The sequence below is a fragment of the Pseudomonas taiwanensis genome (assembly GCF_013393345.1).
GTDB lineage: Bacteria > Pseudomonadota > Gammaproteobacteria > Pseudomonadales > Pseudomonadaceae > Metapseudomonas > Metapseudomonas resinovorans_C.
Genome location: NZ_QJRF01000057.1, coordinates 117,040 through 140,382 on the forward strand (window position 1 = coordinate 117,040; position 23,343 = coordinate 140,382).

At 64.3% G+C, this 23,343-nt stretch carries 18 protein-coding genes and 2 pseudogenes; 9 read left to right on the forward strand and 11 right to left on the reverse strand.

Annotation, left to right across the window (positions count from 1 at the left end; all coding sequences use genetic code 11):
- The 8 genes from DM872_RS12860 to DM872_RS12895 all read right to left on the reverse strand — a co-directional run bounded on the left by DM872_RS12860 (window position 1) and on the right by DM872_RS12895 (window position 10,630).
- Entirely contained in the window at window positions 1-777 is a 777-nt protein-coding gene (locus tag DM872_RS12860; RefSeq protein ID WP_179059861.1) for an SDR family NAD(P)-dependent oxidoreductase, read from the reverse strand.
- Window positions 774-1,364: a malonic semialdehyde reductase gene (locus tag DM872_RS12865; protein ID WP_179059862.1), complete on the reverse strand. Its 591-nt coding sequence runs from the start codon at window positions 1,362-1,364 to the stop codon at window positions 774-776. The genes DM872_RS12860 and DM872_RS12865 overlap by 4 nt, the downstream gene beginning before the upstream one ends.
- 18 nt (window positions 1,365-1,382) lie before the next feature.
- Window positions 1,383-2,582: an MFS transporter gene (locus DM872_RS12870; RefSeq protein ID WP_179059863.1), complete on the reverse strand. Its 1,200-nt coding sequence runs from the start codon at window positions 2,580-2,582 to the stop codon at window positions 1,383-1,385.
- A gap of 134 nt (window positions 2,583-2,716) precedes the next feature.
- Window positions 2,717-5,176 carry an efflux RND transporter permease subunit gene (locus DM872_RS12875; RefSeq protein ID WP_179059864.1) on the reverse strand — a complete coding sequence of 820 codons (2,460 nt, stop codon included), beginning with the start codon at window positions 5,174-5,176 and terminating at the stop codon, window positions 2,717-2,719.
- Between the two features lie 4 nt (window positions 5,177-5,180).
- A complete protein-coding gene (locus DM872_RS12880; RefSeq protein WP_179059865.1) occupies window positions 5,181-6,269 on the reverse strand; it encodes a WD40/YVTN/BNR-like repeat-containing protein in 1,089 nt (362 codons plus the stop codon).
- Between the two features lie 57 nt (window positions 6,270-6,326).
- Entirely contained in the window at window positions 6,327-7,691 is a 1,365-nt protein-coding gene (locus tag DM872_RS12885) for a DUF1329 domain-containing protein (RefSeq protein WP_179059866.1), read from the reverse strand.
- 11 nt (window positions 7,692-7,702) lie between these two features.
- On the reverse strand, window positions 7,703-9,382 hold the full coding sequence (locus DM872_RS12890) for a DUF1302 domain-containing protein (protein ID WP_179059867.1): 1,680 nt from the start codon (window positions 9,380-9,382) through the stop codon (window positions 7,703-7,705).
- A 279-nt stretch (window positions 9,383-9,661) separates the two neighbouring features.
- On the reverse strand, window positions 9,662-10,630 hold the full coding sequence (locus DM872_RS12895; protein ID WP_179059868.1) for a helix-turn-helix transcriptional regulator: 969 nt from the start codon (window positions 10,628-10,630) through the stop codon (window positions 9,662-9,664).
- Between the two features lie 113 nt (window positions 10,631-10,743).
- On the opposite strand from DM872_RS12895, the gene DM872_RS12900 reads away from it, so the two are divergent.
- A complete protein-coding gene (locus DM872_RS12900) occupies window positions 10,744-11,778 on the forward strand; it encodes an aromatic ring-hydroxylating dioxygenase subunit alpha (RefSeq protein ID WP_179059869.1) in 1,035 nt (344 codons plus the stop codon).
- 47 nt (window positions 11,779-11,825) lie between these two features.
- Here DM872_RS12900 and DM872_RS12905 read toward each other — a convergent pair whose 3' ends face one another.
- The gene (locus tag DM872_RS12905) at window positions 11,826-12,296 is read right to left on the reverse strand and encodes a MarR family winged helix-turn-helix transcriptional regulator (RefSeq protein ID WP_179059870.1); all 471 of its coding nucleotides are present in this window, start codon (window positions 12,294-12,296) and stop codon (window positions 11,826-11,828) included.
- Window positions 12,297-12,592: 296 nt separating this feature from the next.
- On the opposite strand from DM872_RS12905, the gene DM872_RS12910 reads away from it, so the two are divergent.
- The 6 genes and pseudogenes from DM872_RS12910 to DM872_RS12935 all read left to right on the forward strand — a co-directional run.
- Window positions 12,593-13,546 (forward strand): PDR/VanB family oxidoreductase, encoded by a 954-nt coding sequence (locus DM872_RS12910; RefSeq protein ID WP_179059871.1) that lies wholly within the window; start codon window positions 12,593-12,595, stop codon window positions 13,544-13,546.
- A 41-nt stretch (window positions 13,547-13,587) separates the two neighbouring features.
- A complete protein-coding gene (locus DM872_RS12915) occupies window positions 13,588-14,661 on the forward strand; it encodes an aromatic ring-hydroxylating dioxygenase subunit alpha (protein ID WP_179059872.1) in 1,074 nt (357 codons plus the stop codon).
- Window positions 14,662-14,747: 86 nt separating this feature from the next.
- A complete protein-coding gene (fdhA, locus tag DM872_RS12920) occupies window positions 14,748-15,947 on the forward strand; it encodes a formaldehyde dehydrogenase, glutathione-independent (RefSeq protein WP_179059873.1) in 1,200 nt (399 codons plus the stop codon).
- 209 nt (window positions 15,948-16,156) lie between these two features.
- Complete coding sequence (locus DM872_RS12925) at window positions 16,157-17,491, forward strand: MFS transporter (protein WP_179059874.1); 1,335 nt, start codon at window positions 16,157-16,159, stop codon at window positions 17,489-17,491.
- 36 nt (window positions 17,492-17,527) lie between these two features.
- Window positions 17,528-18,805 carry an OprD family porin gene (locus DM872_RS12930; RefSeq protein WP_179059875.1) on the forward strand — a complete coding sequence of 426 codons (1,278 nt, stop codon included), beginning with the start codon at window positions 17,528-17,530 and terminating at the stop codon, window positions 18,803-18,805.
- 203 nt (window positions 18,806-19,008) lie between these two features.
- A pseudogene (locus DM872_RS12935) lies at window positions 19,009-19,431 on the forward strand (transposase); the annotation flags it as partial.
- A 77-nt stretch (window positions 19,432-19,508) separates the two neighbouring features.
- Here the strand turns inward: DM872_RS12935 and DM872_RS12940 are convergent.
- Window positions 19,509-20,645: pseudogene (locus DM872_RS12940) on the reverse strand (tyrosine-type recombinase/integrase).
- A gap of 102 nt (window positions 20,646-20,747) precedes the next feature.
- Between DM872_RS12940 and dusA the strand changes: the two are divergent.
- Entirely contained in the window at window positions 20,748-21,758 is a 1,011-nt protein-coding gene (dusA, locus tag DM872_RS12945; protein WP_179059876.1) for a tRNA dihydrouridine(20/20a) synthase DusA, read from the forward strand.
- Here dusA and DM872_RS12950 read toward each other — a convergent pair.
- Window positions 21,728-22,114 carry a hypothetical protein gene (locus DM872_RS12950; RefSeq protein WP_179059877.1) on the reverse strand — a complete coding sequence of 129 codons (387 nt, stop codon included), beginning with the start codon at window positions 22,112-22,114 and terminating at the stop codon, window positions 21,728-21,730. The genes dusA and DM872_RS12950 overlap by 31 nt on opposite strands.
- 285 nt (window positions 22,115-22,399) lie before the next feature.
- Between DM872_RS12950 and tal the strand changes: the two genes are divergently transcribed.
- Window positions 22,400-23,326 (forward strand): transaldolase, encoded by a 927-nt coding sequence (tal, locus tag DM872_RS12955; protein WP_179059878.1) that lies wholly within the window; start codon window positions 22,400-22,402, stop codon window positions 23,324-23,326.
- Window positions 23,327-23,343 lie beyond the last annotated feature (17 nt).

The following is a 23,343-nucleotide window of genomic DNA, read 5'->3' on the forward strand; positions in this document are numbered from 1 at the left end:
TCAATTGCCGTCGCCGATGGTGGTGCCACCGTCGACGATGATGTTCTGTCCATTAATGAAGGCGCCGCCCGGGGCGGCCAGCAGCAACGCCAAGGCCGCCACCTCTTCCGGCCGGCCGACCCGGCGCAGGGGAGTCAGCTCCAGGCGGCGCTGCATCACTTCGGGGTTGTCGGTCAGGGGCCGGGCGAATTCGGTCTGGATCACACCGGGACTGATGGCGTTGACGCGAATGTTGGCCGGGCCCCACTCCACCGCGAGGTTGCGCGCCAGCTGGGCCAGAGCTGCCTTCGACAGGCCGTAGAGCCCCAGGGCCTTGTTGCCGCGTACGCCCGCGATGCTGGCCATCAACACCAGGCTGCCGCCGCCCTGCTCCGCCATCACCGGCAACAGCTCGTTGCTCAGCCACACAGCGCTTTCCAGGTTGATCCCCATGGTCAGGCGCCAGGCCGCTTCATCGGCGCTGTGCAGCGGGCCGAAGTGCGGCGCCACGCAGGCATTGCACACCAGCGCATCGATCCGCCCGTACTGGTCGAGCACCTGCCGTGCCAGTGCGCGGACCTCGTCCGGCTGGGCGAGATCCGCGGCAATGCTGGTCACGTCGAAGCCTTCGCCGCGCAGCTCGGCCGCCACGCGCTGGCAGTCGTCGGCGTTCTCGCTGCTGATGGCCAGGCTCGCACCGGCGCGACCGTATTCACGGGCGATGGCCAGGCCGATACCACGGGTTGCGCCAGTGATCAGCGCGACCCGGCCTTCGAGGGAAAACAGCGAGCTGCTCATAGGATGCGGCACCCCTGCTCGAAGGACAGGCGCGGTCCGGACGGGCGCAGGCCCGTGTCATCGCCATAGCCCAGGCAGCAAAGAAAGTTGCTGCGCCAGCGGCCGTCCGGGAAGAACGTGGCGTCCACCTGGGCGCTGTCGAAGCCGGACATGGGGCCGCAGTCCAGGCCCAGGGTGCGCGCTGCGAGGATCAGGTAGGCGCCCTGCAGGCTGCTATTGCGCAGGGCGGCGATGAGCGCCGCCTGCGGATTCTCACGGTAGACCGCGCCGGCGTCATAAATCGGAAACAGCTCGGGCAACAGTTCGAAGAAGCGGCTGTCCCAGGCGACGATGACCGTCACCGGCGCCTGCAGCATCTTGTCGCCGTTATGGCCCTTGAGGGCCGGCAGTAGCTTTTGCTTGGCCTCCGGACTGCGCACGAAGACGAAGCGTGCCGGACTGCAGTTGTTGCTGGTGGGGCCCTGGCGCAGGGCCTGGTAGAGCTGGTGAATCAGTGCCTCGGGCACCTCGCGGTCCTGCCAGAGGTTGTGCGAGCGGGCCTTGAGGAATAGCTGGTCGAGGGCGGCGGAATCCAGAGGATGGGCCATGGGGTACTCCGAAAAGGTTCAGGACAGGCTGGTGGCCGGCGCAGCCAGCGGGCGGAACAGCCAGGGCAGTGCCAGGCAGGCGACGGCCAGGAACAACTGGGCGATGGCCACCAGAGCCAGGGCCGCCGGCAGCGCACCGGCTTCGCCGTGGGTCAGGGCCAGCACCACCAGCGGGCTGATGAACTCGCCGGCGAACAGGGCTGCGGTGAAACCGCCTGTGGCCCGTCCGCGCTGGGCGAAGCTGACCTGGCTCATCACCCAGGTGATCAGGGTCGGCAGCAGCAGGCCGATGCCCAGGCCATTGACCAGCACCGCCACGATCAGCAGGGCATGGCTGGCGGCACTGGCCATGAGCCAACCGCCGAGCCCTGCGGTGGCAAAGGCCAGCAGCAACAACAGCGGGCGGCGCAGCCCCGCCAACAGGCGGAAGCTCAGGGCCCCGGCCAGCACCCCCAGCTGATTGGCGCCCATGGTCATGCCTATTTGCTGCGGCGCATCCACATGCAGCAGGGCCAGCAGGAAACCGGCCTGCACCGGCACGATGAACAGGCTGATACCCGCCAGCACAGTCAGCCCGTACAGCGGCAACAGCGCGCCCCAGGGGAAGCGCCCGGCCGCTCCGGCGTGCGCGTCGCCCACGCTGGGCTTGGGCTCCCAGAGCAGCGCCGCCATCAGCGGCATGAACAGCAGACCCACGGCGTAGAGTACGAACGGGGTGCGCCAGTCGTCCTGCCCCAGGGCACCACCCAAGGCGATGAACACAGCGGCCGACAAGGAGGTGGCGACCATCTGCAGGGCGAACAGCCGCTCACGGCGCGCGCCCTGGTAGTAATCGCCCATCAGGGTGGTGCAGCAGGTCATGATGCCCGCCTCCGCCAGGCCCAGGCCGGCGCGGCTGGCGACGATCGCCGGCAGCGACTCCAGCCACAGCGGCAGCAGACCGCAGAAGGCATAGAGCAGCATGGAAGCAAGCAGCAGCGGCTTGCGCCCCAGGCGGTCGGCGATCATGCCGGCGAAAGGCGCCAACAGGGCAATCACCAGGGCCGGGATGGTCAGGGCGATGGGTGCCAAAACCGCCGCCCCCGGGGTTTCCGCGAAGTGCGCCTGCATGCGCGGCAACACCGGCGCCAGGAGCACCGCGCCGAGCACCGGCAGGCAGCTGCCGATCAGCAGCAACAGCGATTGCGGCAGACCCGCCTGGCGTTCAGCGGCGCTCATCGCGTACCTCCGGCATGAAGCCATAGGCGCCTTCGGCGTAATGTCCGACAGCCTCGGGCAGGGTTTTCCAGATGCTTCGCAAGGTGGTGATCAGTCGTGTCATCGCGATCGGCTCTTGTTGTTGTTCTGTGGTTTCAGGAATTCACGGCATCCAGCAGCAGCGCCTGGTCGGCCCGCTCCTCGCGCCGTTGCGCCGGCAGCGCCGGGTCTTCGGCCACCGCGTCGCCGCGACGGGTCGCCGGCAGCAGGAAGTAGGCGAGCGCCGGCAGCAGGACCAGGGCTCCGACCATGTTCCAGACGAACATGAACGCCAGTAGCACCCCCATGTCGGCCTGGAATTTGATGGGCGAGAAGATCCAGGTGCCCACGCCGATGGCCAGGGTGACCCCGGTGAGCATCACCACCTTGCCGGTGGAGACCAGCGCCCGGTAATAGGCCTCGGAGAGGCTGGCGCCCTGGCGCAGGTGACCGAGCATGATGCTCATGACGTAGAGCGCGTAGTCGACGCCGATGCCCACCCCGAGGGCGATCACCGGCAGCGTGGCCACCTTCACGCCGATGCCCAGGCCCACCATCAGCGCCTCGCAGAGGATCGAGGTGAGCATCAGCGGGATCACGGCGCAGAGGGTCGCGCGCCAGGAGCGGAAGGTGATGAGGCAGAGCAGGATCACCGCGCCGTAGACCCAGAACAGCATCTCGCGGTTGGCTTCCTTGACCACGATGTTGGTGGCGGCCTCGATCCCGGCGTTGCCGGCGGCCAGCTGGAACTTCACCTCGTCGGTGTCGTTGGCCGCGGCGAAGGCTTCCACGTGCTCCACCAGGCGGCTCAGGGTCTCGGCCTTGTGGTCGGTGAGGTAGACGTAGAGCGTCAGCAGGCTGCAGGACTCATTGTAGAGACCGCGCGGTGCACTGGCGGTGATCATGTTGAGCATCGCCTGGTTGTTCTGCAGCTCGTACCACTTCGGGCTGCCCTCAGAGAGGCCCACCAGCATGCGGCGGTTGAGCAGCGCCAGGGAGTTGGTCGAATCCACTCCCGGCAGGCTGCGCAGCTGCCAGTCCAGTTCGTCCACCTTGCGCAGGATGTCGTAGCGCGCGCAGACGCTGTCCGGCGTGCGCACCATGATCGCGAAGAGATCGCTGCTGGCCCCGTAGCTGCGGGTCATGAAGGCGTCGTCCTGGTTGTAGCGCGAGTCCGGGCGCAGCTCGGGGGCGCCGGCGTCCAGGTCGCCGATGGCCAGGTGCAGGCTGACCATGAAGCCGAGCACCGCCATCACCAGGCTGACGCCCACGCAGATCGCGGCCCAGGGCTTGCGGGTGAAGAGGTCGAGGAAACGCCAGAACGGGTGCCGCGCTTGGCCGCCCTGATCCGCCCGTTCGCTCTTCAGGCTCAACTCGGCGGCACGGGGGCTGACGCCGACATAGGAGAGCAGCACCGGAAGCAGGATCAGGTTGGTGAAGATCAGCACGGCGACGCCGATGCTGGCGATGATCGCCAGGTCCTGGATCACCTGAATCTGGATGATCATCAGCACGGCGAAACCGACCGCGTCGCAGAGCAGCGCGGTGAGGCCGGCGAGGAACAGGCGGCGGAAGGTGAATCGTGCAGCCACCACGCGGTGCATGCCGCGGCCGATGTCCTGCATGATGCCGTTCATCTTCTGCGCGCCGTGGCTCATGCCGATGGCGAACACCAGGAAGGGCACCAGCACCGAGTACGGGTCCAGCTCGTAGCCCAGCAGCGGCAGCAGGCCCAGTTGCCAGACCACCGCCACCAGCGAGCAGAGCACCACCAGCACGGTGCTGCGCACGCAGCGGGTGTAGCCGTAGAGCACCACGGTGGTGATGAGGATGGCAACGGCGAAGAACAGCAGGATCTGCTCCAGCCCCTCGATCAGATCGCCCACCTTCTTGGCGAAGCCGGTGATGTGGATATCGACGCTGTCGCTCTGGTACTGGATGCGCAGGGCCTCCAGCTGGTCGGCCAGCGCGCGGTAGTCCAGCGGCTTGCTATCCGGCGTACGCGCCAGCAGCGGCACGTAGATGATGCTGGAGCGCTGGTCGAAGGCCACCAGTTGGCCGATCTCGTTGGACAGCTGCACGTTGCGCCGCAGATCGGCGAGGGACGCGGCGCTGCCGTCGTACTCGTCCGGGATCACCGGTCCGCCGTCCAGGCCTTCCTCGGTCACCGAGACCCAGCGGGTGGCCGGCGTCCACAGGGACTTCATGTAGGCGCGGTCGACGCCGGGCAGCAGGTAGATGCGGTCGCTCAGGGCCTGCAGGGTCTTGAGGTAATCAGCGTCGTAGATATCCCCCTTGCGGTTGGCCACGGCGATGCGCAGTGCATTGCCCAGCCCCGACAGCTCCTTCTGGTTGTCCAGGTAATTGGCAATGTACGGGTGCCCGGTGGGGATCATCTTCTCGAAGCTGGCGTTGAGCTCCAGGCGGGTGGACTGCCAGCCGAGCAGCACTGTGGTCAGCAGGCACAGCAGCAGCACCCAGTGACGGTGGTTGAACAGCGCCCGTTCCACCAGCGAGCCGGAACGGGGATCGAATGCGTCCTGGCCGGACGGAATGGCTTGGCGAGCGGAATTCATGAACTCACTCCGAAGCGGAAACGGCGGACTGCGGCAGGCGCAACAGGCCGGTGAAACCAGCAAGGACCAGGCTGCCGTCGGCGGCCTGGACCAGACCCGAAACCGGCTTGCCCAGGGGCCTGGCGGCCGGGATGAGGGCACCAGACGCACTGACGAAGAGGCCGCCGGCCTGGTTGGCCAGGAGCACACGGCCGTCATCCAGGCAGATGGCGTCGCTGAAGGACAGCGGCGCCATCATCGGCAACGCTTCCGCGCTGTCGGCGTCTTTCGCGAGTAGGAACGCGTGCCCCTTGAGCCCACCGATCAGCAGCGCCCCGTCGGCACGGCTGGCGAGGGTGAACAGGGTGCCGGCGTAGGGGCTCTCCAGTTGCTGGAACTGCTGGCCATCCGGCGAGCGCGCCAGGTAGCCCTGCTCGCCGGCAAGGAACCAGGCCACGCCCTGACGGGCCACGGCGTAGAGGTGCAGGCCCATGGGGTTGTCGATGGTGCCCATCACCGAGCGCCAGGTGGTTCCGCCATCCTCGGTGCGCAGGGCAAGACCGTAGGCCCCCACCACTAGCCCATGGTCGGCATCGCTGAAGGCCAGGGCCAGGAGGGGCTTGTCTGCGCCCTCCTCCACCAGGCGTTCGGCGGTCTGCACCCGGGTCTCGGCGGCTTCGGCGTCCGCCGCAGCCGGCAGTTCATGGCGCGCGGCATCCAGCTCCAGCTGCGCGGCGCGACGGCCGTCGAGCTGCAACGCCCAGTTTTCACCACCGTCGGTGGTCGCCAGAACCACGCCGGCATGGCCGACCGCCCAACCATGGCTGGCGTCGACGAACTGCACAGCGGTCAGCCCCACCGACACCGGCACCTGTGCTTGGCGCCAGTGCTGGCCGTTGTCGTCGGACAGCAGCACCAGGCCCCGCTCGCCCACCGCCACCAGGCGATCGCCTGCGCGGGTCAGGTCGGTGAACACCGCGCGCTCGGCATTGGGCACCTGCATCGCGGGGCTTTCCAGTACATCACCGACGGCCTTGGCATCGGCCAGGCAAGGCGTTGCGATCGACAGGGCGAGGGCCAGTAGCAGGCCGCTCACCGGACGCAATCTGTTCATGTTCTACCTCGAATTTCAGCCAAAACAGGGGAGGACTGGCGCCCTCCCCTCACCTCTTCAGCGCACGCCACGTCCCGCCATCGCCGCCGGGGAGAACTCCGCCGGCTTGTAGCGCTCGACCACGCCGTACTGCTGGTCCTTGCCGGCGTAGAGGTTCTGCAGGAACCAGGTGTTGGAGACCAGGTCGTAAAAGCCCGCCGAGAGGGTCGCCTGGGCAGGCAGGTCCGGCAGGACCGCCGGCAGCGCCCACAGGGTCTTGCTCAACTGGCCATTGGCGTCCCAGCGGTCGCCTAGCATGGCTTGCCAGGTGTCTTCGTCGAGGTAGTAGCGGCCCTTGGGCAGCTGGTGGCGCTTGCCGGGCGCAAGCTCGGCTTCCACCACCCAGACGCGATGCAGTTCCCAGCGCACGTAGTCGGGGTTCAGGTGGTGCTTGGTGAACAGGTCCTCCGGTTTGGCGGCGGTCTGCACCTTGTTGGTGTTGTAGGGGATGTACATCTCCTGTTTGCCCACCAGTTTCCAGTTGAAGCGGTCCATGCGGCCCTGGAACACACTCAGTTCGTCGAAGGACATCACACCCGCAGTGGACGGCGTCGGCGTGTCGCAGCAGGCGTTGGGCAGCTTGCGCACGCGCCGCTGACCGGTCAGGTAGACGTGGGCCTGGGACTTGTCGCCATTGAAGTTGGTGCGCCCCATGATCTGCTCGCCGGCGCGCAGCGGTGGCCCGATGTTGATCATGCGGAACAGCCAGTAGTCACCATCGAAATTGGCGGCGTTGCCGTCGGGGTAGTAGTACGGCATTTCCTGGATGGCCTTGCCGTCGGTGGTCATCACCGGTGCGCCGTCGGCGGTGATGAGGTACTGCCGCCAATCCATCGCCACCGAGGTGCCGCGCCAGTTCAGCAGGTGGTTCCACATGGCCTCGGCGCCGTTCTTCGGCACCGGGAACGGAATACCGCCGTAGGCGCCTTCCGGCACCGGGCCGGCACTGCTGTCCACCAGCTTCGCGTTCTGCGCGTTCTTCAGGGTGTTGTCGTAGACCCACTGCGGCGCCGCAGCCGTGCGGCGGGTCGGGTAGACGTCGATGCGGTAGGTCTCGGGATAGCGCTTGAACATGGCCTTGACGCCATCGCTGAGCTTGTCGGCGTACTGAACCAGGTTCTTTGCGGTAATGCTGTACAGCGGCTTGTCGGTGGCGAAGGGATCGCCGCGCTTGCCACCTTCCTTGAACGACGGGTCCACCTTGGTGTAGCCGCCATCCCAGGCCGGGATGCTGCCGTCGGCGTTGCCGGCGCGCTCTGCACCCAGCGGGGTCAGGCTCTTGCCCAGATCATCCACACTGGCGGCGAGGGCGGGTTGCAGGCCAAGGGCGGCGGCGCCAACCAGGGCCAGGCAGAAGGTCTTGAGAGTGAACGGGATAGTCATGCGCAAGTCCCTCAGAAGGTGGTTTTCACGGAGAAGGCCAGGTAGTCCCGGTCCTTCAGCGACTGCTTGAAGGTGAAGTGCGAAACGGAGTCGAGGTTGGTGTCCTCCGAGCCATAGAAGTGGGTGTAGGTCAGGCCCAGGGTGACCCGGTCGAGGTAGGTGGCGCTGACACCGATGTTGAAGTCACCCCCGTTGTCCGGACCGAAGCTCCCCACCACCGCCGACTTGCCCAGAGGGAAGTAGCTGATGCCCATCGGCACGCTGAGGTCGACACCGGGGAACACTTGGCGATAAGTCGGGGTGTAGACCAGCTTCAGGCCTAGGCCGTCGTCGGTGGCACCCGGGTCCAGCGCCGCACGGTTCTTGGTCACGCTGAGCAGGCGGTTCCAGGCGATCTCGCCCACCAGACTGGCCTCGTTGGAGATGAGCGACGGACCGAGGGAGGCGAGCATGTTCAGGTTGACGTGGGCGGTGCGGCCCACCGCGTAGAGCGGGTTGTCATTGTTGTCGGCGACCACGCCGGGCAGCACTGTCTGGCCGTTGGAAACCAGCGGCATGTTCCAGCGCATGGAGGCCTCACCGGCGAAGCTGAACTCGTCCACCGTAGTGGTGAAGCTCGCGCCCAGCGCGCGGATGTCTTCCGGGTAGACCCAGTAGAACTGGCCCACCTCGCCGGTGGCGAAGTTCGGCCCGGTGGCGCTGGGCTTGAGGTACAGCTTCGGCGTCTTGTCGTGGTACTGGATGGCGTAGAGGCCGTACTCCACGGTGTCCGCGCTGTAGCGCAACTGCAGGCCACCCTGCCCCGAACTCCTGGCTTCCTTGTCGTTACCATGGAAGAAGGCCGCTGGGCTGCTCGGGTTGCCACCGAGGAAGGCCGGGAACGGCGCGCCGACGATCAGGCGTTCGTTGCCTTCGCCGAGCACATCACTGACCGAGAAGTAGCTGCCGGCCGCTGGCAGTCGGGTCTCTTCCCACTCGAACTGGTAGAAGGCGCCGAGGGAAACGTCGTCGGTTAGCTGGTAGGTCGTGGACAGCTGGCTGACTGGACGGGTGATCTCCTTGAACTGGGTGTTCGGCACGGAGATGGCCTTGACCACATCCACCGGGGCCATGCCGCCGGCGATGCCGTTGGCGCCGAAGAACAGGCTCTCGCCCCAGATCAGGCCGTGGCGGCCGAGGCGCACGGACAGGCTGCGATCCGCAAGATCACCGTTCCAGTAGACGAAGGCATCCAGCAGCTCGCCATCGCCACCATGAAGGTGGCGGGTGTCATCGGTGAATTCGTTGTAGGCGACCGAGCGTGCGTTGGCACGGGTCGGATCGTCGTTGTCGTTGTCGTTCTGGTACTCGGTGTCGAACCAACCGGCACCGCTGACTCGGGCACCGAAGTCACGGTAGCCAATGTCCAGTTCGGACAGAATGTCGAGGCGGTTGGAGATCAGACCCTTGTCGAAGGCGCGGTCGCCGTCGTCCTGGTTCAGGGCGACCTGCCCTTCGGTGAGCTTGCTGCTCTGGTCCTTCAGGCGCCAGGCGGCGCTGTACTTGAGCGTGTTGTCCCAGCGCAGACTCAGGTCCGGATTGCCGGTCTGGATCTGGAAAGCGTGGACGGAGGGGGCACCGCATACCAAAGCTGCTGCGAGCGTCAGGGTGAACGGCGCACACCGCGATGCGGCGCTATAGCGTATAGCCATTGAACGAACCCTCTTATTGTTCTTGTTGGCGAACTTCTTGTGAGCCACCACCGGCCGGATCAAGGCAGTCCGGACCGGTGCGGTCGAAATGCCGGAGTGGCATCGCGCGGCGGGATTGACCGGGCGACGGGCAAAGGTTGACGTGCGGGGCTAGCTCTGACTAATCGCTTGTTGGGATGCGACCTATCGGCAATCGCGATACCTGAAAGGCACCGCGAGTTGCTACGCGAGGGGGTGTTTCGGGGTGGATCGGGGGCAGGAAGCGGTTGTCACCCGGGTTCAACTGTCACCCTGTTCGCGCGACCGGGTGTAAGCCCTGGGCCCCACGCCCAGGTGCTGCTTGAAGGCGCTGCGGAAGGCCGACTCGGAGCGATAGCCGTAGCGCTCGGCGATATCCGCCACGCTGGCCCGCCCCTTCAGCAGCTCCCTTGCCGCGTGGCGCATGCGGGTAGCGATCAGGTATTGGCCGGGCGACTGGCCGAGCAGTGCGCTGAACCGCCTCGAGAAGGTCGCGCGGGACATGCTGGCTTCGGCGGCAAGGGTCTCCACGGACCAGTCCAGCTCCGCTTGCGAATGGATGGCGATCAGTGCCTTGCCCAGGCGCGGGTCGGTCAGCGCCTGCAGCCAGCCCGACTGCCCTTCGGGAATCAGCAGGATGTAGTCACGCAGGAAGCTGGTCAGCAGGAAGCCAGCGAGCAGTGCCGCCGGCCCCATGAATCCCGGCTTCTGGGTCTGGTCCTCGCCCAGCATCCAGCTCAGCGTTGGCATCAGCCACTGCGCCGAAGCCCCGCAGCGACCGGGCAGCACGAGCACATCCGGCAGGCTGGATAACAGCTGGTTTCGCTCGGGCTCGTGAAGCACACAGGCCACCGTCAGCAACCGGGGATTCCGATGGACACCGTCGCCGCCGAAATGGATGGGCGCACTACGGCGTGACCGGGAGTGAAGGTCCTCCGGCAGCTTGAGCCGGCGCCACATATCCAGGAAGGGCTCCAGGGGCAGACCAGGCTGCGAGGCAATGGCGACCTTCGCCTCTCCCAGCACCAGCACCAGGTCGCCGACCTCCAGTTGCAGGTCCTGCTGCCCCTCCCTGATCAGCCAGCAGGGCTTGTCCAGGACGCCGTAGAGCAGCGCGGTCGAGCTGTCCATCCGCGGCATGTCCAACCCCCATTCGCCCGGGCTGTGAAAGACCCCGATCGAACTGGCGTCGAGCCGGATGGAAAGCAGCAGTTCACCGAGAAAGTCCATTGGCCACCACTGAGACGATTTAGCCGGAAAACAATCAGATACCAGCTGGTTCGTCCAGCTTATTTTGTCAATAGTGGGGCCGGCCCGATGAATCCATAAGGAGAACAAGAAACATGGCCTTCCTGAAAAACACCTGGTACATGGCTGCCTGGGCCAATGAGGTGCCAGAAGGGGAATTATTCAACCGAACCATTCTCGGCGAGTCGGTTCTGCTGTATCGCCTGCAAGATGGCACCATCGCGGCGATCGGCAACCGCTGCCCCCATCGCTTTGCGCCGCTCTCGATGGGCAAGCTGTGCGGCAACGCCGTCCGCTGCCCCTATCACGGTCTGGAGTTCGATAGCACCGGCGCCTGCGTCCACAATCCCCACGGTGAGGGGAAGATCCCGGCAGCGGCTCGCGTCAAGGCCTATCCAGTGGTGGAGCGGCATCTTGCTGTGTGGATCTGGATGGGTGATGCGGAACGGGCGGATCCCGATCTGATCGCCGATTACGCCTTCCTCGCGGACGCCAGGCCGACGGCTCGGAATACCGGGTATCTCCACTCCACCTGCAACTACCAGTTGCTGTGCGACAACATCATGGACCTCAGTCATGTCGACTTCCTCCATCCCACCACCCTGGGAGGTGGTGCGCTGAGCTCCGTAGGCGCGCAGGTCAGCGAGCTCGACAGGGACCGGGTGCGCATCCTCTGGGAAGCCAGGAACGAAGTAGCGCCTCCAGCCTTCGCCGCCCACATGCCCGACCCTTCCGCACCGGCGGATGTCTGGTCCGAAGTGATCTGGTCGGCACCATCACTCATGCATCTCGGCGCCGGCGTGACAGCCCCGGGAAGGCCCTACTCAGAAGGCGTCAGCAGCTCGAACCTGCACATCATGACCCCTGAGTCCGAGAGCACCACCCATTACTTCTTTGCCAACACACGCTCGTTCCTGCAGGACGACGGGGAGTTCAACAGCTTCATCGACCAGATACTGATCGGCGTCTTCGCCAACGAAGACAAGCCAATGGTGGAGGCCCAACAGCAACTCATGGGGAGTGCCGATTTCTGGTCGCTCAAACCACTGTTGCTACCCGGTGACGCTGGCGCCATTCGCGCACGACGGATTCTCGATCGGCTGATCGCGCAGGAGCAGGGACAGGCCTGACCGGCGATCCCTGAGATTTCGCTCACGGTAGGTTGGGCGACACGCGCTCAGTCGTCCTGGGGGTCGTACTCGTTCACATGGGCTACCTGGCCGTGCAGGCGTCCCAGCAGCTCGATCAGGGTGTCCACCTCTTCCGGGCTGAGATCACCGAGCAACCGGCGCTCGCGCTCGAGCGCCACCTTCAGCACCCGATCATGCAGTTCCCGCCCGCTGGCGGTGAGGCTCACGGTATTGCGCCGGGCGTCCTGCGGATCCACCTGGCTGCTGACATGCCCGGCCGCTTCCAGCGCTTGCAGCGATCGGCTGACGGCGCTCTTGTCCAGGCCGATCACCTGGCAGATGCGATTGGCCGTGATGCCGTCCTCCACCGCCAGCATGGACAGCATCCGCCACTCCACGACGCCGATCCCGAAGTGCTTGCGATAGCACTGCGAGGCCCCGGTGGCGAGCTTGTTGGCAAGGAAGGTGAGCAGTGCGGGAACGTAGCGGGCAAGGTTCAGCTGAGAATCGGTGTGCATGGACGAAGCGCCTTACTGACGAGGTGCATGATCAAATTGGTTGACACCGCAACCAATTACTCCGAGGATTACCTCCATCGAAGCGGCGCGGGCATTCGTCCGCATGATATGCCGCCGCGGAACCACACAAAAATAATTATCAGGTCCTTGCCATGAACCACCTCGATTACGCCTACCCCTCCCTGCACTCCCGCCGCAGCGCCCTCCCCGTCTCGTCCTCGGACTGAGCCAGCACCCACACCGGGTTCTCAAATTCCACTTTTTGCAAACACCACTTCAGTGTGGAGGGCCGCGTCATGCTCCAGGTTCGTGTAACCCGAAAAACCCAAGAAGCCGAAGGTATCTGCAGCTTCGAGCTTTGCGCCGCCGATGGTGGTGAACTTCCACCGTTCGAGGCCGGCGCCCATATCGATGTCCACATCGGCGTCGGATTCACCCGCCAGTACTCCCTTTGCAATCATCCGGAGGAACGCCATCGCTACCTGATCGGCGTCCTCGACGACCCTGCCTCGCGCGGCGGCTCCCGGGCGATGCACGAGCGGGTGGTACAAGGACAACTGCTCGAGATCAGCGAGCCCCGCAACCTCTTCGCCCTGGATCACCAGGGCACCCGGCACCTGCTGTTCGCCGGAGGCATCGGCATCACGCCGATCCTGGCGATGGCCTGCGAGCTGTCCCACCGGGGGGCGGATTTCGAGCTGCATTACTGCTTCCGCTCGCAGGAGCGCGCAGCGTTCATCAAGCAGCTCCGGTACTCGCCCTTTGCCGGACGCGTGCACCTGCATGACGACAGCGGCGCCCAGGCGCAGAAGTTGGACGCCGCCGCGCTTCTGGCAAATCCGGATGCCGGCAGCCACCTCTATGTCTGCGGCCCGGGCGGGTTCATGGGCTACATCCTGGGCGCCGCGGAAAAAGCCGGCTGGCCTGAGGCCCAGGTGCACCGCGAATTCTTCGCGGCGACGCCCACCCAACCTGGCACGGATGCCCCCTTCGAGGTCGAGTTGGCCAGCAGTGGCCAGGTCTTCCACATACCCGCTGACCGCAGCGTGTTCGAGGTACTGGACGCGGCCGGGATCGCGATCGAGACCTCCTGCGAACAGGGCATCTGCGGTTCCTGCATCACCCGCGTCCTGCAAGGCGTCCCGGATCACCGCGACCAGTTCATGACGGCGGCCGAGCACGCGTGCAACGACCAGTTCACACCGTGCTGCTCGCGGGCGAAGTCGCCGCGCCTGGTCCTCGACCTCTGAACCCCTATCCAGAACAACAACCGTGAACCATGGAGATCACCATGAGTGCATCCACTGCTGAATCGCTTGCCCACGATGCTGCCCCGTCCGTACCCAGCTTCCCGCTGGACCAGTGGTACGTGGCGGCACTGGGCTGGGAACTGAAGGACAAACCCATTGGCCGGACCTTGTTGAACAGGCCGGTGGTGCTGTTCCGCACCGCCGATGGCCAGGTCGCGGCACTGGAAGACCGCTGCTGTCACCGCGCACTGCCCCTGTCCAATGGCACCCTGGAAGAACGTGGCGTGCGCTGCGGTTACCACGGACTGCTATTCAACGCCGAGGGCAAATGCCTGGAAATCCCGGGCCAGGACAAGCTCCCCAGCAAGGCCAAGGTACCGGCCTACCACGTTCGTGAGCAGGACCAGATCGTGTGGATCTGGTTCGGTAGCGAGGCCCATCCGCAGCCCACCTGCGAGCCTCCGGTCTATGACGTCCACAGCAGCGGCAAGTACCTGTTCGATGGCGACGTCTACCACTACGACGCCCCTTACCAGCTCATCCATGACAACCTGATGGACCTCAGCCACCTGGGCTATGTCCATCTGCACACCATCGGTGGCAACGCGAGCATCCACATGAACGCGCAAATGAAAGTGGAAGAGGTCGGCGATGTAGTCCGCGTCGTTCGTCACATGCCGGACTCGGTGCCGCCCCCCACCTACACCGCCGCCTACCCCTTCAAGGGCAATGTGGATCGGTGGCAGGAGATCGAATTCCACGTCAGCCACCTGCGCATCTGGACCGGTGCCGTGGATGTGCGCACCGACGCCCTGGACGACCCGGATCGCGGCGGGTTTCACATGCGTGGTTTCCATGGCGTGACCCCGGAGACGGAGTCCACCAGCCACTACTTCTGGACCATGGCCACCAACCCGAAGAGCGACCCGGAGGCGGTCAAGGCCAAGGTCATCGAGCAAACCATCCTGACCTTCGACGAAGACAAGATCGTGGTCGAGGCGCAGTACCGGAACATGTGCCGCTTCGGCGGCCGCCCCATGCTCGACATCCACGTCGACGCAGGCGCCAACCGCGCGCGGCGAATCATCGAACAGCTTCGCCACTCCACCCGTTGAGTGCACGGCGGGTGTTCCCGGCTGGATGGGCGCCCGCCCCTTTTTTCCCGATTCGCGCAAATCCCATGCGCATTCAAGGAGGTCTCATGTCTGGTAATCGTGGTGTCGTTTATCTCGGTGCGGGCAAAGTCGAAGTCCAGAAGATCGACTACCCCAAAATGCAGGACCCTCGCGGCAAGAAGATCGAACACGGGGTCATCCTCAAAGTCGTCTCCACCAATATCTGCGGCTCGGACCAGCACATGGTGCGCGGCCGTACCACCGCCCAGGTCGGCCTGGTGCTCGGCCACGAGATCACCGGCGAGGTGATCGAGAAGGGTAGCGACGTGGAGAACCTGCAGATCGGCGACCTGGTATCCGTACCGTTCAACGTGGCCTGCGGCCGCTGCCGTTCCTGCAAGGAAATGCACACCGGCGTGTGCCTGACCGTCAACCCGGCCCGTGCCGGCGGCGCCTACGGCTATGTCGACATGGGCGACTGGACCAGTGGCCAGGCCGAGTACGTGCTCGTTCCTTACGCTGACTTCAACCTGCTCAAGCTGCCGGAGCGCGACAAGGCCATGGAGAAGATCCGTGACCTGACCTGCCTCTCTGACATCCTGCCCACCGGCTACCACGGCGCGGTCACCGCTGGCGTTGGTCCGGGCAGCACCGTGTACGTTGCCGGCGCCGGCCCTGTGGGTCTGGCCGCTGCCGCCTCCGCTCGCCTGCTGGGCGCCGCGGTGGTGATCGTCGGCGACCTCAACCCCGCCCGCCTGGCCCACGCCAAGGCACAAGGCTTCGAGATCGCCGACCTGTCGCTGGACACCCCGCTGCACGAGCAGATCGCCGCGCTGCTGGGCGAGCCGGAAGTGGATTGCGCAGTGGATGCGGTGGGCTTCGAAGCTCGCGGCCACGGCCATGAAGGCGCCAAGCACGAAGCCCCGGCTACCGTGCTCAACTCGCTGATGCAGGTCACCCGCGTGGCCGGCAAGATCGGTATCCCCGGCCTCTACGTGACCGAAGATCCGGGTGCGGTGGATGCAGCCGCCAAGATCGGCGCCCTGAGCATTCGCTTCGGCCTCGGCTGGGCGAAATCCCACAGCTTCCACACCGGCCAGACCCCGGTGATGAAGTACAACCGCGCGCTCATGCAAGCAATCATGTGGGACCGAATCAACATCGCCGACGTGGTAGGTGTGCAGGTCATCAGCCTGGACGACGCACCGCGTGGCTACGGCGAGTTCGATGCCGGCGTACCGAAGAAATTCGTCATCGACCCGCACAAGACCTTCAGCGCGGCCTGATCGCTGAACCGGGCCGATTCGGGCAGGTCACCCGCCCCGAACCGGCCCATCCCTCGGACCTGCGGCCAGGTCCGAGTCCCCTTGCATGCACGACTGACAACAACAAGAAGGTATCGACATGTACATCCTGCTCTCCCTCCGTTGTGGGGCGGTTTCGGCTGCCCATCGTTTGAATCCCCTTCCCCTCCAGTACCAGGGAGCCTGATCACATGAGCCAGACGATTGGGCAACAGATGGATGAAAAACCCATGGCCGGGTTTCAATGGGGCGTCATTGCGCTCTGCTTCCTGATAAACATGCTCGACGGCTTCGACGTGCTGGTGATGGCCTTCACTGCCGCATCGGTGGGCGCCGACTGGGGCCTGAGCGGCACCCAGCTCGGCTATCTGCTGAGTGCGGGACTCGTGGGCATGGCGATCGGTTCACTGTTCATCGCGCCTTGGGCCGACCGCTTTGGCCGCCGCCCGCTGATCCTGGCGTGCGTGAGCGTTGCCGGACTGGGCATGCTGGCGTCGTCCCGGGCAACCTCGCCGGAGATGCTGGCGGCCTTGCGCCTGATCACCGGCCTCGGCATCGGTGGAATCCTGGCTAGCAGTTACGTCATCGCCGGCGAGTACGCCAACAGCAAATGGCGGGGCCTCGCCATCAGCCTGCAATCCACCGCCTATGCCCTGGGCGCGACCGTGGGCGGCATCATTGCCGCGCAAATCATCCCCACGCTGGGCTGGCGTTCGGTCTTCTTCTACGGCGGTATCGTGACGCTCCTGACCCTCCCGTTGCTCGCGCTGTGGCTGCCGGAGTCCCTGGCCTTCCTGGTGTCGCGCCAGCCACAGGGTGCATTGGAACGCATTAACCAGTTGCTAAAGCGGGTGGGACTGCCTTCCGTAGCGCAACTGCCGGCTACCCAGAAGGCCTCGCGCAAATCCTTGAAGGAAAGCTTTGCCGAGCTGTTCTCACCTCAGTTACTGCGCTCTACGCTTCTAATCTGGACTGCGTTTTTCCTGGTGATGTTCGGCTTCTACTTCGTGATGAGCTGGACACCCCGGCTGTTGGTGTCTGCGGGTCTATCGAACCAACAGGGCATTACGGGCGGCGTACTACTCAACGTCGGTGGCATCTTCGGAACAGCCCTGGTGGGTCTCCTGGCCGCACGCTTCCGCCTTCCGCGAGTGCTCATGATCTACCTGCTAGTGAACGCGGTTCTGCTGGCCGTCTTTGTGCAATTCACCCACAAACTCAATCTGGCATTTGCCGTAGTGCTGCTGATTGGGGTGTTCGTCAACGGATGCGTCGCCGGCCTCTACGCACTTACTCCCTCCATCTATGACGCGGCGCAGCGGGTCACGGGCCTCGGCTGGGGAATTGGCATAGGCCGCATCGGCGCCATCCTTTCGCCGCTGGTGGCCGGTCGCTTGATTGATGCCCAGTGGCAACCCGCCGACCTGTACTTCCTGTTTGCGCTGTCGTTCGTCCTGGCAGCGTTGGCCATCTGGCTACTGAAGCCGCGTAGCCCCCTCCAGTTGAGCTCCGCAGCCAGCGCCTGAGTCGACATCTGACTACAACAAGAACAGGACAGATCAATGCACAATCCATCCAAACGCCTGGGGCTGAACGCTCTGGGCGTAGCGGTAGCTTTCGCCTCGACCAACGCCCTCGCGGATTTCCTGGACGACGGCAGCGTCACCCTCACCTCCCGAAACTACTATCTGGATCGGGACTACAAGGGGGCCACCCCTTATCCGGCAGCTCGTGAGTGGGCCCAAGGGTTCATCCTGCGGGCCAACTCCGGCTTTACCGATGGCACCGTGGGCTTCGGCCTCGACCTCACCGGTATGCTGGGAATCAAGCTGGACTCCTCACCGGACCGTGCCGGCACCCAACTACTGCCCCTCGACCCACAGACCCGCGAGGCTAAGGATGACTACTCGGAGCTCGGGGCAACGCTGAAGGCAAAGGTATCGAAGACGCGGCTATCGGTGGGCACCCACTTCCCTGCCCTGCCGGTCATCACGGCGAGTCCAGCTCGACTGCTACCCCAGTCCTATCGAGGTGCGTATGGTCTATCCGAGGACATAGATCGCCTGAGCCTGCACGTCGGGCGAATGGACCGCGTAAACCTGCGTGACTCCACCAACTATCAACCTATATCCCTGGCCTCTCCCAATGAGCGGTTCAAGGCGGGGGCCAACTCCGAGCGATTCGACTTCGCGGGTGGCGACTATCGCTGGTCCGATGCCCTGACATTGCGCTACTACCATGCGGAACTGAAGGACATCTACACCCAGGACTTCGCGGGAGCCATTCACGTGGTACCGCTGGGAGCGGGGAAGCTGAAGACCGACATTAGGGTCTTCAACAGCCGGGAAAACGGCCGCGCGGAGGCCGGCCAGGTAGATAACCTGAATGCCGGCGCCATGTTCAGTTACCAACTAGGTGCACACACCGTGGGTGCGGGGTACATGCACCAGACCGGGGATACCGCCATGGCGTACCTCGCCGGTGGCGAGCCGGCGGTCCTCAGCGACGGCACCATGAGCGCCGACTTCGTCAACCCCAAGGAACGGACCTGGGTCGCCCGCTATGACTACGACTTCGCTGCCGTCGGAATCCCGGGCCTGACCGGCATGGCCCGCTATCTCCGAGGCAGCAACATCGACTTGCCGAAACTGGGAGGAAGCAACCTCACCGAGTCCTCCAAGGATCTGGAACTGGCCTACGTCATTCAGTCTGGGCCTGCAAAAGGACTCGCTCTACGCTTACGCCACGCGACCTACCGCAATGAGCAGACTGCAGCCTCGACTTTCCGAAGTGACAACGAGACCAGAATCAACATCGATTACACGCTGAAAATCTGGTAACTCGCGACTCACAACGCTTGAATCGCCGCCATGGAGGGCTCGGCACTCAATCACTACGCGCTGCACTGTAGGGAAAGTGCGACTCTACTGGTTAAAACTAACTGCGGTGCAGCCCGTACCGACCGGTTTTGGCCCAGACCGTGTAAAAACATTGGCATCGACCTTGCTGAGATTTGAGGGAGTCAAACTCAGCAGGGCTAGCCATGAAGCGTTTCATCCAGGGAGAACATCGAGGCCAAAGCACACTGCTGCCCGAGAGCCTGGATGACTATGTCGCGGACACCAACCCGGTGCGGGTCGTCGATGTGTTCGTCGATGAACTCGACCTCGGCCGACTGGGTTTCGATGGGGTGGTCCCGGCCGAAACCGGTCGCCCTGCTTACCATCCTGCCGTCCTGCTGAAGATCTACATCTACGGCTACCTCAACCGCATCCAGTCCAGTCGCCGCCTTGAGCGCGAGGCCCAACGCAACGTCGAACTGATGTGGCTGACCGGACGCCTGATGCCGGACTTCAAGACTATCGCCAACTTCCGCAAGGACAACGGCAAAGCCATTCGCGGTGTCTGCCGGCAGTTCGTGGTGCTGTGCCAGCAGCTCGGCCTGTTCGCCGAGGTGCTGGTGGCCAGCACCAGGCGGCCAAGGTCGAGAACGACAAGCTGCACGGACGGAACCCTTTTCGGAGGAGCGGATGAGGGGAGGCGCTAGTCCTCCCCTTTCCGTTGTACTCGCGCGCCCAATTCAACGGGCGCCGCAATGATCTTCTCCAGCCAACTCCACCCCTGATAGGGGTCCCCTCTCCCTCGCAGGTGCGTATAGCGCCGCAGCGAGTTCCAATCCCGGTGGCCCGATACGCTGGCCACACGCGGAATATCCCAATCCATTTCGAATAGCCGGCTGACGCCATCGTGGCGGAGGTCGTGGAAATGCAGGTCCTCGATTTCGAGGAACTTGCACGCGTTTCGCCATGAAGTGCCGATGGAGTTGCCGTTATAGGGGAAGATTTCCGGGCAGGTCCTGGGCATCGACGAGATGATGCGCATTGCCTCCTCGGGCAGATGGCACCAGACGTCGTTGCCGATCTTCTGGCCCGGGTTCTTCATGTCCCGCACCAGCACCTGCTGGCCCGGCACGTCCAGATCATCCCAGCAAATGCGGGTGATTTCTTCCTGACGACGAGTCGAGAAGATGGCAAAGGCGATGACCTTCGGCATGTTGATCGCGCTGGGCTTCCAGCGCAGCAGATCAAAGAAGTGCGCCAGCAGCTTGTCCAGCTCCTTGGCAGCGGGTCTCCGTGAGCGTTCCTTGCTGCGGCTGACAGCCCCCAGCTTTCGCAATACCTTGCGGGCGTCACCGATTGCATGCGGATCGATCTCATAGCCCCACGCCGGGCGCGCCACCGAGAGCACGGCTCCCAGGTGCGCCAGGTCGTTGCCGACCGTCTGCGCCTGCACGCCGCCGCCTGCCTTGGTCATACGCCACTGGGCGAACTCCACCAGTTTCTGACTGGTCAGGTCCTGGTCAGCTATCTCACCAATCCAGGTTTCGCTGATGGCCTTGAGTGCCTGGCGCTTGGTCTTGCCGAGCGGCCGGATGCGCTCGTACTCCTCCAGATACTGCTCGATGATCTCCTTGATCGTGACGCCATCCCGGCTGGCGCGCTCAATCGCACCCGGCGCCCCCAGTTCCGCTTCGCGTTTGGTCGCCCAAGCCTTGGCTGCCTACTGGCGATCGAAGGTCTGGCTTTCCTGATACAATTTCGCGCCATCGCGCATGATCCGGATCTGCTCGGTATATCCGATGGAGCCGTCCTTACGGCGGCGAGATGTAATCGTCCCCATATCGATTTGCTACACGTCCCAAATGAGTTGCTACAGCGTAGCAACGGACCTGCAGAGATAATCGAAAACGGCCCCGAAGTAGCAATAATCAGACGTTTCCGAATGACCGCCCTAATCCCCTCTACGCCAGCAACCACGCGCCCTTCTCTGTCCCGCCGCTTCTCCGTGGCGCCGATGATGGACTGGACTGATAGACACTGTCGCTTCTTCCTGCGCCAGCTCTCCCGGCATGCCCTGCTCTACACCGAGATGGTGACCACTGGTGCGTTGTTGCATGGCGACCCTGAGCGCTTCCTGCGTCACGACGAGGCGGAGCATCCGCTGGCGTTGCAATTGGGTGGCAGCGTGCCGGCGGACCTGGCGGCCTGCGCGAAGATGGCCCAGGAGGCGGGCTATGACGAAGTGAACCTGAACGTCGGCTGCCCCAGCGACCGGGTGCAGAACAATATGATCGGCGCCTGCCTGATGGGGCATCCCGCGCTGGTGGCCGATTGCGTAAAGGCGATGCTGGATGCGGTCGATATCCCGGTCACGGTGAAGCACCGGATCGGCATCAATGGGCGGGACAGCTACGAGGAACTCTGCGACTTCGTCGGCCAGGTGCGCGATGCCGGTTGCCGCAGTTTCACCGTGCATGCACGCATTGCCATCCTGGAAGGCCTCTCACCGAAGGAAAACCGCGAGGTCCCGCCGCTGCGCTACGACGTGGCCGCGCAGCTGAAACGGGACTTCCCGGACCTGGAAATCATCCTCAATGGTGGGATCAAGACACTGGATGAGTGTCGCGGCCATCTCGAGACCTTCGATGGCGTGATGCTGGGCCGCGAGGCTTATCACAATCCATACGTACTCGCAGAGGTAGATGCCGCACTGTTTGGCGGCGCGGCCCCACAGATCAGCCGCGCGGAGGCTCTCGAGGCCATGCGTCCCTACATCGAGCGCCACATCCAGGAAGGCGGCGTGATGCACCACATCACCCGCCATGTCCTTGGTCTGGGCCAGGGGTTCCCCGGTGCCCGGCGCTTCCGCCAGCTGCTGTCGGTCGACGTGCACAAGACCACCGACCCTCTGGCGCTGCTGGATCAGGCCGCCGAGCTGCTGCGCGGCCGCTGAGCCGAGATCGTGGCTTCCCAGGCCGGCGCCAGGCAGTAGCGGCTGCCGCCTTGGGCCGCCACCAGGCCACTGTCCACCATCCTTCCCAATACCTGGCGCACGCTGACCAGCGACAGCGGTTCGCCCGCGTCAACCAGGCGCTCGTGGAGAACACGACTGGAAATGTCGCTGCCTTCGAGGTACGCCTGGCAGAGGATTTCCAGCACCTTGAGGCGCGGCATGCTGGTCTTCAGCCCCGCCTGCTGCAGCATCTGCCTCAATTGGCGTTGTTCAAGGCTCGGGAGAATCCTCTCGACCTTCAGGTTGATGTGCTGCGGGACAATAGGCTTGGCCCGGAGCAAGGTGTGTACTCGCATGAGTATCTCCTTGTTGATTAATGGCCTGCGCAATGCAGAACCTCTGGCCGAATCTCCTGCCGGCCTGTTTCCCGAAAACTTCGGGGTCTTATAGAACAAGACGGACGAGCGCGAAAAAACCGCAATAAAAATGCGAAATCTTTTTCGGTGGGGAACCTGTAGCCCCCATTTTCGAGTCTGTTGATATGGGCAGGCCGATAGCCTGTGAAAAAGCCCTTACACCCCCGTTGAGCAGCCCTTGCGGCTCGGGTAAGGTCAGTCCATCCGCCACGACAAGGTTTCGCCATGACCTCCAAGCTGGACCAACTCAAGCAGTACACCACCGTCGTTGCCGACACCGGCGACCTGGATGCGATCGCCCGTCTGAAGCCGGTCGACGCGACTACGAACCCTTCACTGCTGCTGAAAGCCGCCGCCATGCCACGTTACGCCGACTTGCTCGACAACGCGGTCGCCGCAGCCGGCGCTGACCTGGGTCTGGCTTGCGACCGCTTTGGCGTAGCCGTCGGCCAGGAAATCCTCAAGGTGATTCCGGGGCGTATCTCCACCGAAGTGGATGCCCGCCTCTCCTTTGATACCGATGCCACCCTGAGTCGCGCCGAGCGTCTGATCGGCCTGTACGAGGAGGCCGGCATCGGGCGCGAACGCGTCCTGATCAAGATCGCTTCCACCTGGGAAGGCATTCGTGCCGCCGAACAGCTGGAGCGCATGGGCGTCCAGACCAACCTGACGTTGCTGTTCAATTTCGCCCAGGCAGCCGCCTGTGCCGATGCCGGCGTGTTCCTGATTTCCCCCTTCGTGGGCCGCATCTACGACTGGTACAAGAAAGCCGAAGGCCGCGACTACGTTGGCGACGAGGATCCGGGCGTACAGTCCGTCGCGCGCATCTACCGCTACTTCAAGGCCAATGGCTACCGGACCGTGGTGATGGGCGCGAGCTTCCGCAACCTGGGCCAGATCGAGGCCCTGGCAGGTTGCGACCGCCTGACCATCAGCCCTGAACTGCTGCAGAAGCTGGCGGACGATCAGAGCGCGCTCGACCGCAATCTGGCCCCGGGCAATGACGCAGAAGCCCGCGTGGTGCTGGACGAAACGGCTTTCCGCTGGCAGCTCAACGAAGATGCCATGGCCACCGAGAAACTGGCCGAAGGTATCCGATTGTTCGCACGCGACCAGGAGAAGCTGGAAGCCCTGCTCGCCTCGCGCCGCTGAAACGCGAACGCGCGCAG

Bases quoted from the DNA above. Each gene is read 5' to 3' on its own strand.
- fdhA (WP_179059873.1), top strand. From the start codon at position 14,748: ATGTCTGGTAATCGTGGTGTCGTTTATCTCGGTGCGGGCAAAGTCGAA.
- DM872_RS12925 (WP_179059874.1), top strand. From the start codon at position 16,157: ATGAGCCAGACGATTGGGCAACAGATGGATGAAAAACCCATGGCCGGG.
- DM872_RS12880 (WP_179059865.1), bottom strand. From the start codon at position 6,269: ATGAACAGATTGCGTCCGGTGAGCGGCCTGCTACTGGCCCTCGCCCTG.
- DM872_RS12860 (WP_179059861.1), bottom strand. From the start codon at position 777: ATGAGCAGCTCGCTGTTTTCCCTCGAAGGCCGGGTCGCGCTGATCACT.
- tal (WP_179059878.1), top strand. From the start codon at position 22,400: ATGACCTCCAAGCTGGACCAACTCAAGCAGTACACCACCGTCGTTGCC.
- DM872_RS12890 (WP_179059867.1), bottom strand. From the start codon at position 9,382: ATGGCTATACGCTATAGCGCCGCATCGCGGTGTGCGCCGTTCACCCTG.
- DM872_RS12870 (WP_179059863.1), bottom strand. From the start codon at position 2,582: ATGAGCGCCGCTGAACGCCAGGCGGGTCTGCCGCAATCGCTGTTGCTG.
- DM872_RS12900 (WP_179059869.1), top strand. From the start codon at position 10,744: ATGGCCTTCCTGAAAAACACCTGGTACATGGCTGCCTGGGCCAATGAG.
- DM872_RS12895 (WP_179059868.1), bottom strand. From the start codon at position 10,630: ATGGACTTTCTCGGTGAACTGCTGCTTTCCATCCGGCTCGACGCCAGT.
- DM872_RS12875 (WP_179059864.1), bottom strand. From the start codon at position 5,176: ATGAATTCCGCTCGCCAAGCCATTCCGTCCGGCCAGGACGCATTCGAT.
- DM872_RS12915 (WP_179059872.1), top strand. From the start codon at position 13,588: ATGAGTGCATCCACTGCTGAATCGCTTGCCCACGATGCTGCCCCGTCC.
- DM872_RS12930 (WP_179059875.1), top strand. From the start codon at position 17,528: ATGCACAATCCATCCAAACGCCTGGGGCTGAACGCTCTGGGCGTAGCG.
- DM872_RS12905 (WP_179059870.1), bottom strand. From the start codon at position 12,296: ATGCACACCGATTCTCAGCTGAACCTTGCCCGCTACGTTCCCGCACTG.
- dusA (WP_179059876.1), top strand. From the start codon at position 20,748: ATGACCGCCCTAATCCCCTCTACGCCAGCAACCACGCGCCCTTCTCTG.
- DM872_RS12885 (WP_179059866.1), bottom strand. From the start codon at position 7,691: ATGACTATCCCGTTCACTCTCAAGACCTTCTGCCTGGCCCTGGTTGGC.
- DM872_RS12865 (WP_179059862.1), bottom strand. From the start codon at position 1,364: ATGGCCCATCCTCTGGATTCCGCCGCCCTCGACCAGCTATTCCTCAAG.
- DM872_RS12910 (WP_179059871.1), top strand. From the start codon at position 12,593: ATGCTCCAGGTTCGTGTAACCCGAAAAACCCAAGAAGCCGAAGGTATC.
- DM872_RS12950 (WP_179059877.1), bottom strand. From the start codon at position 22,114: ATGCGAGTACACACCTTGCTCCGGGCCAAGCCTATTGTCCCGCAGCAC.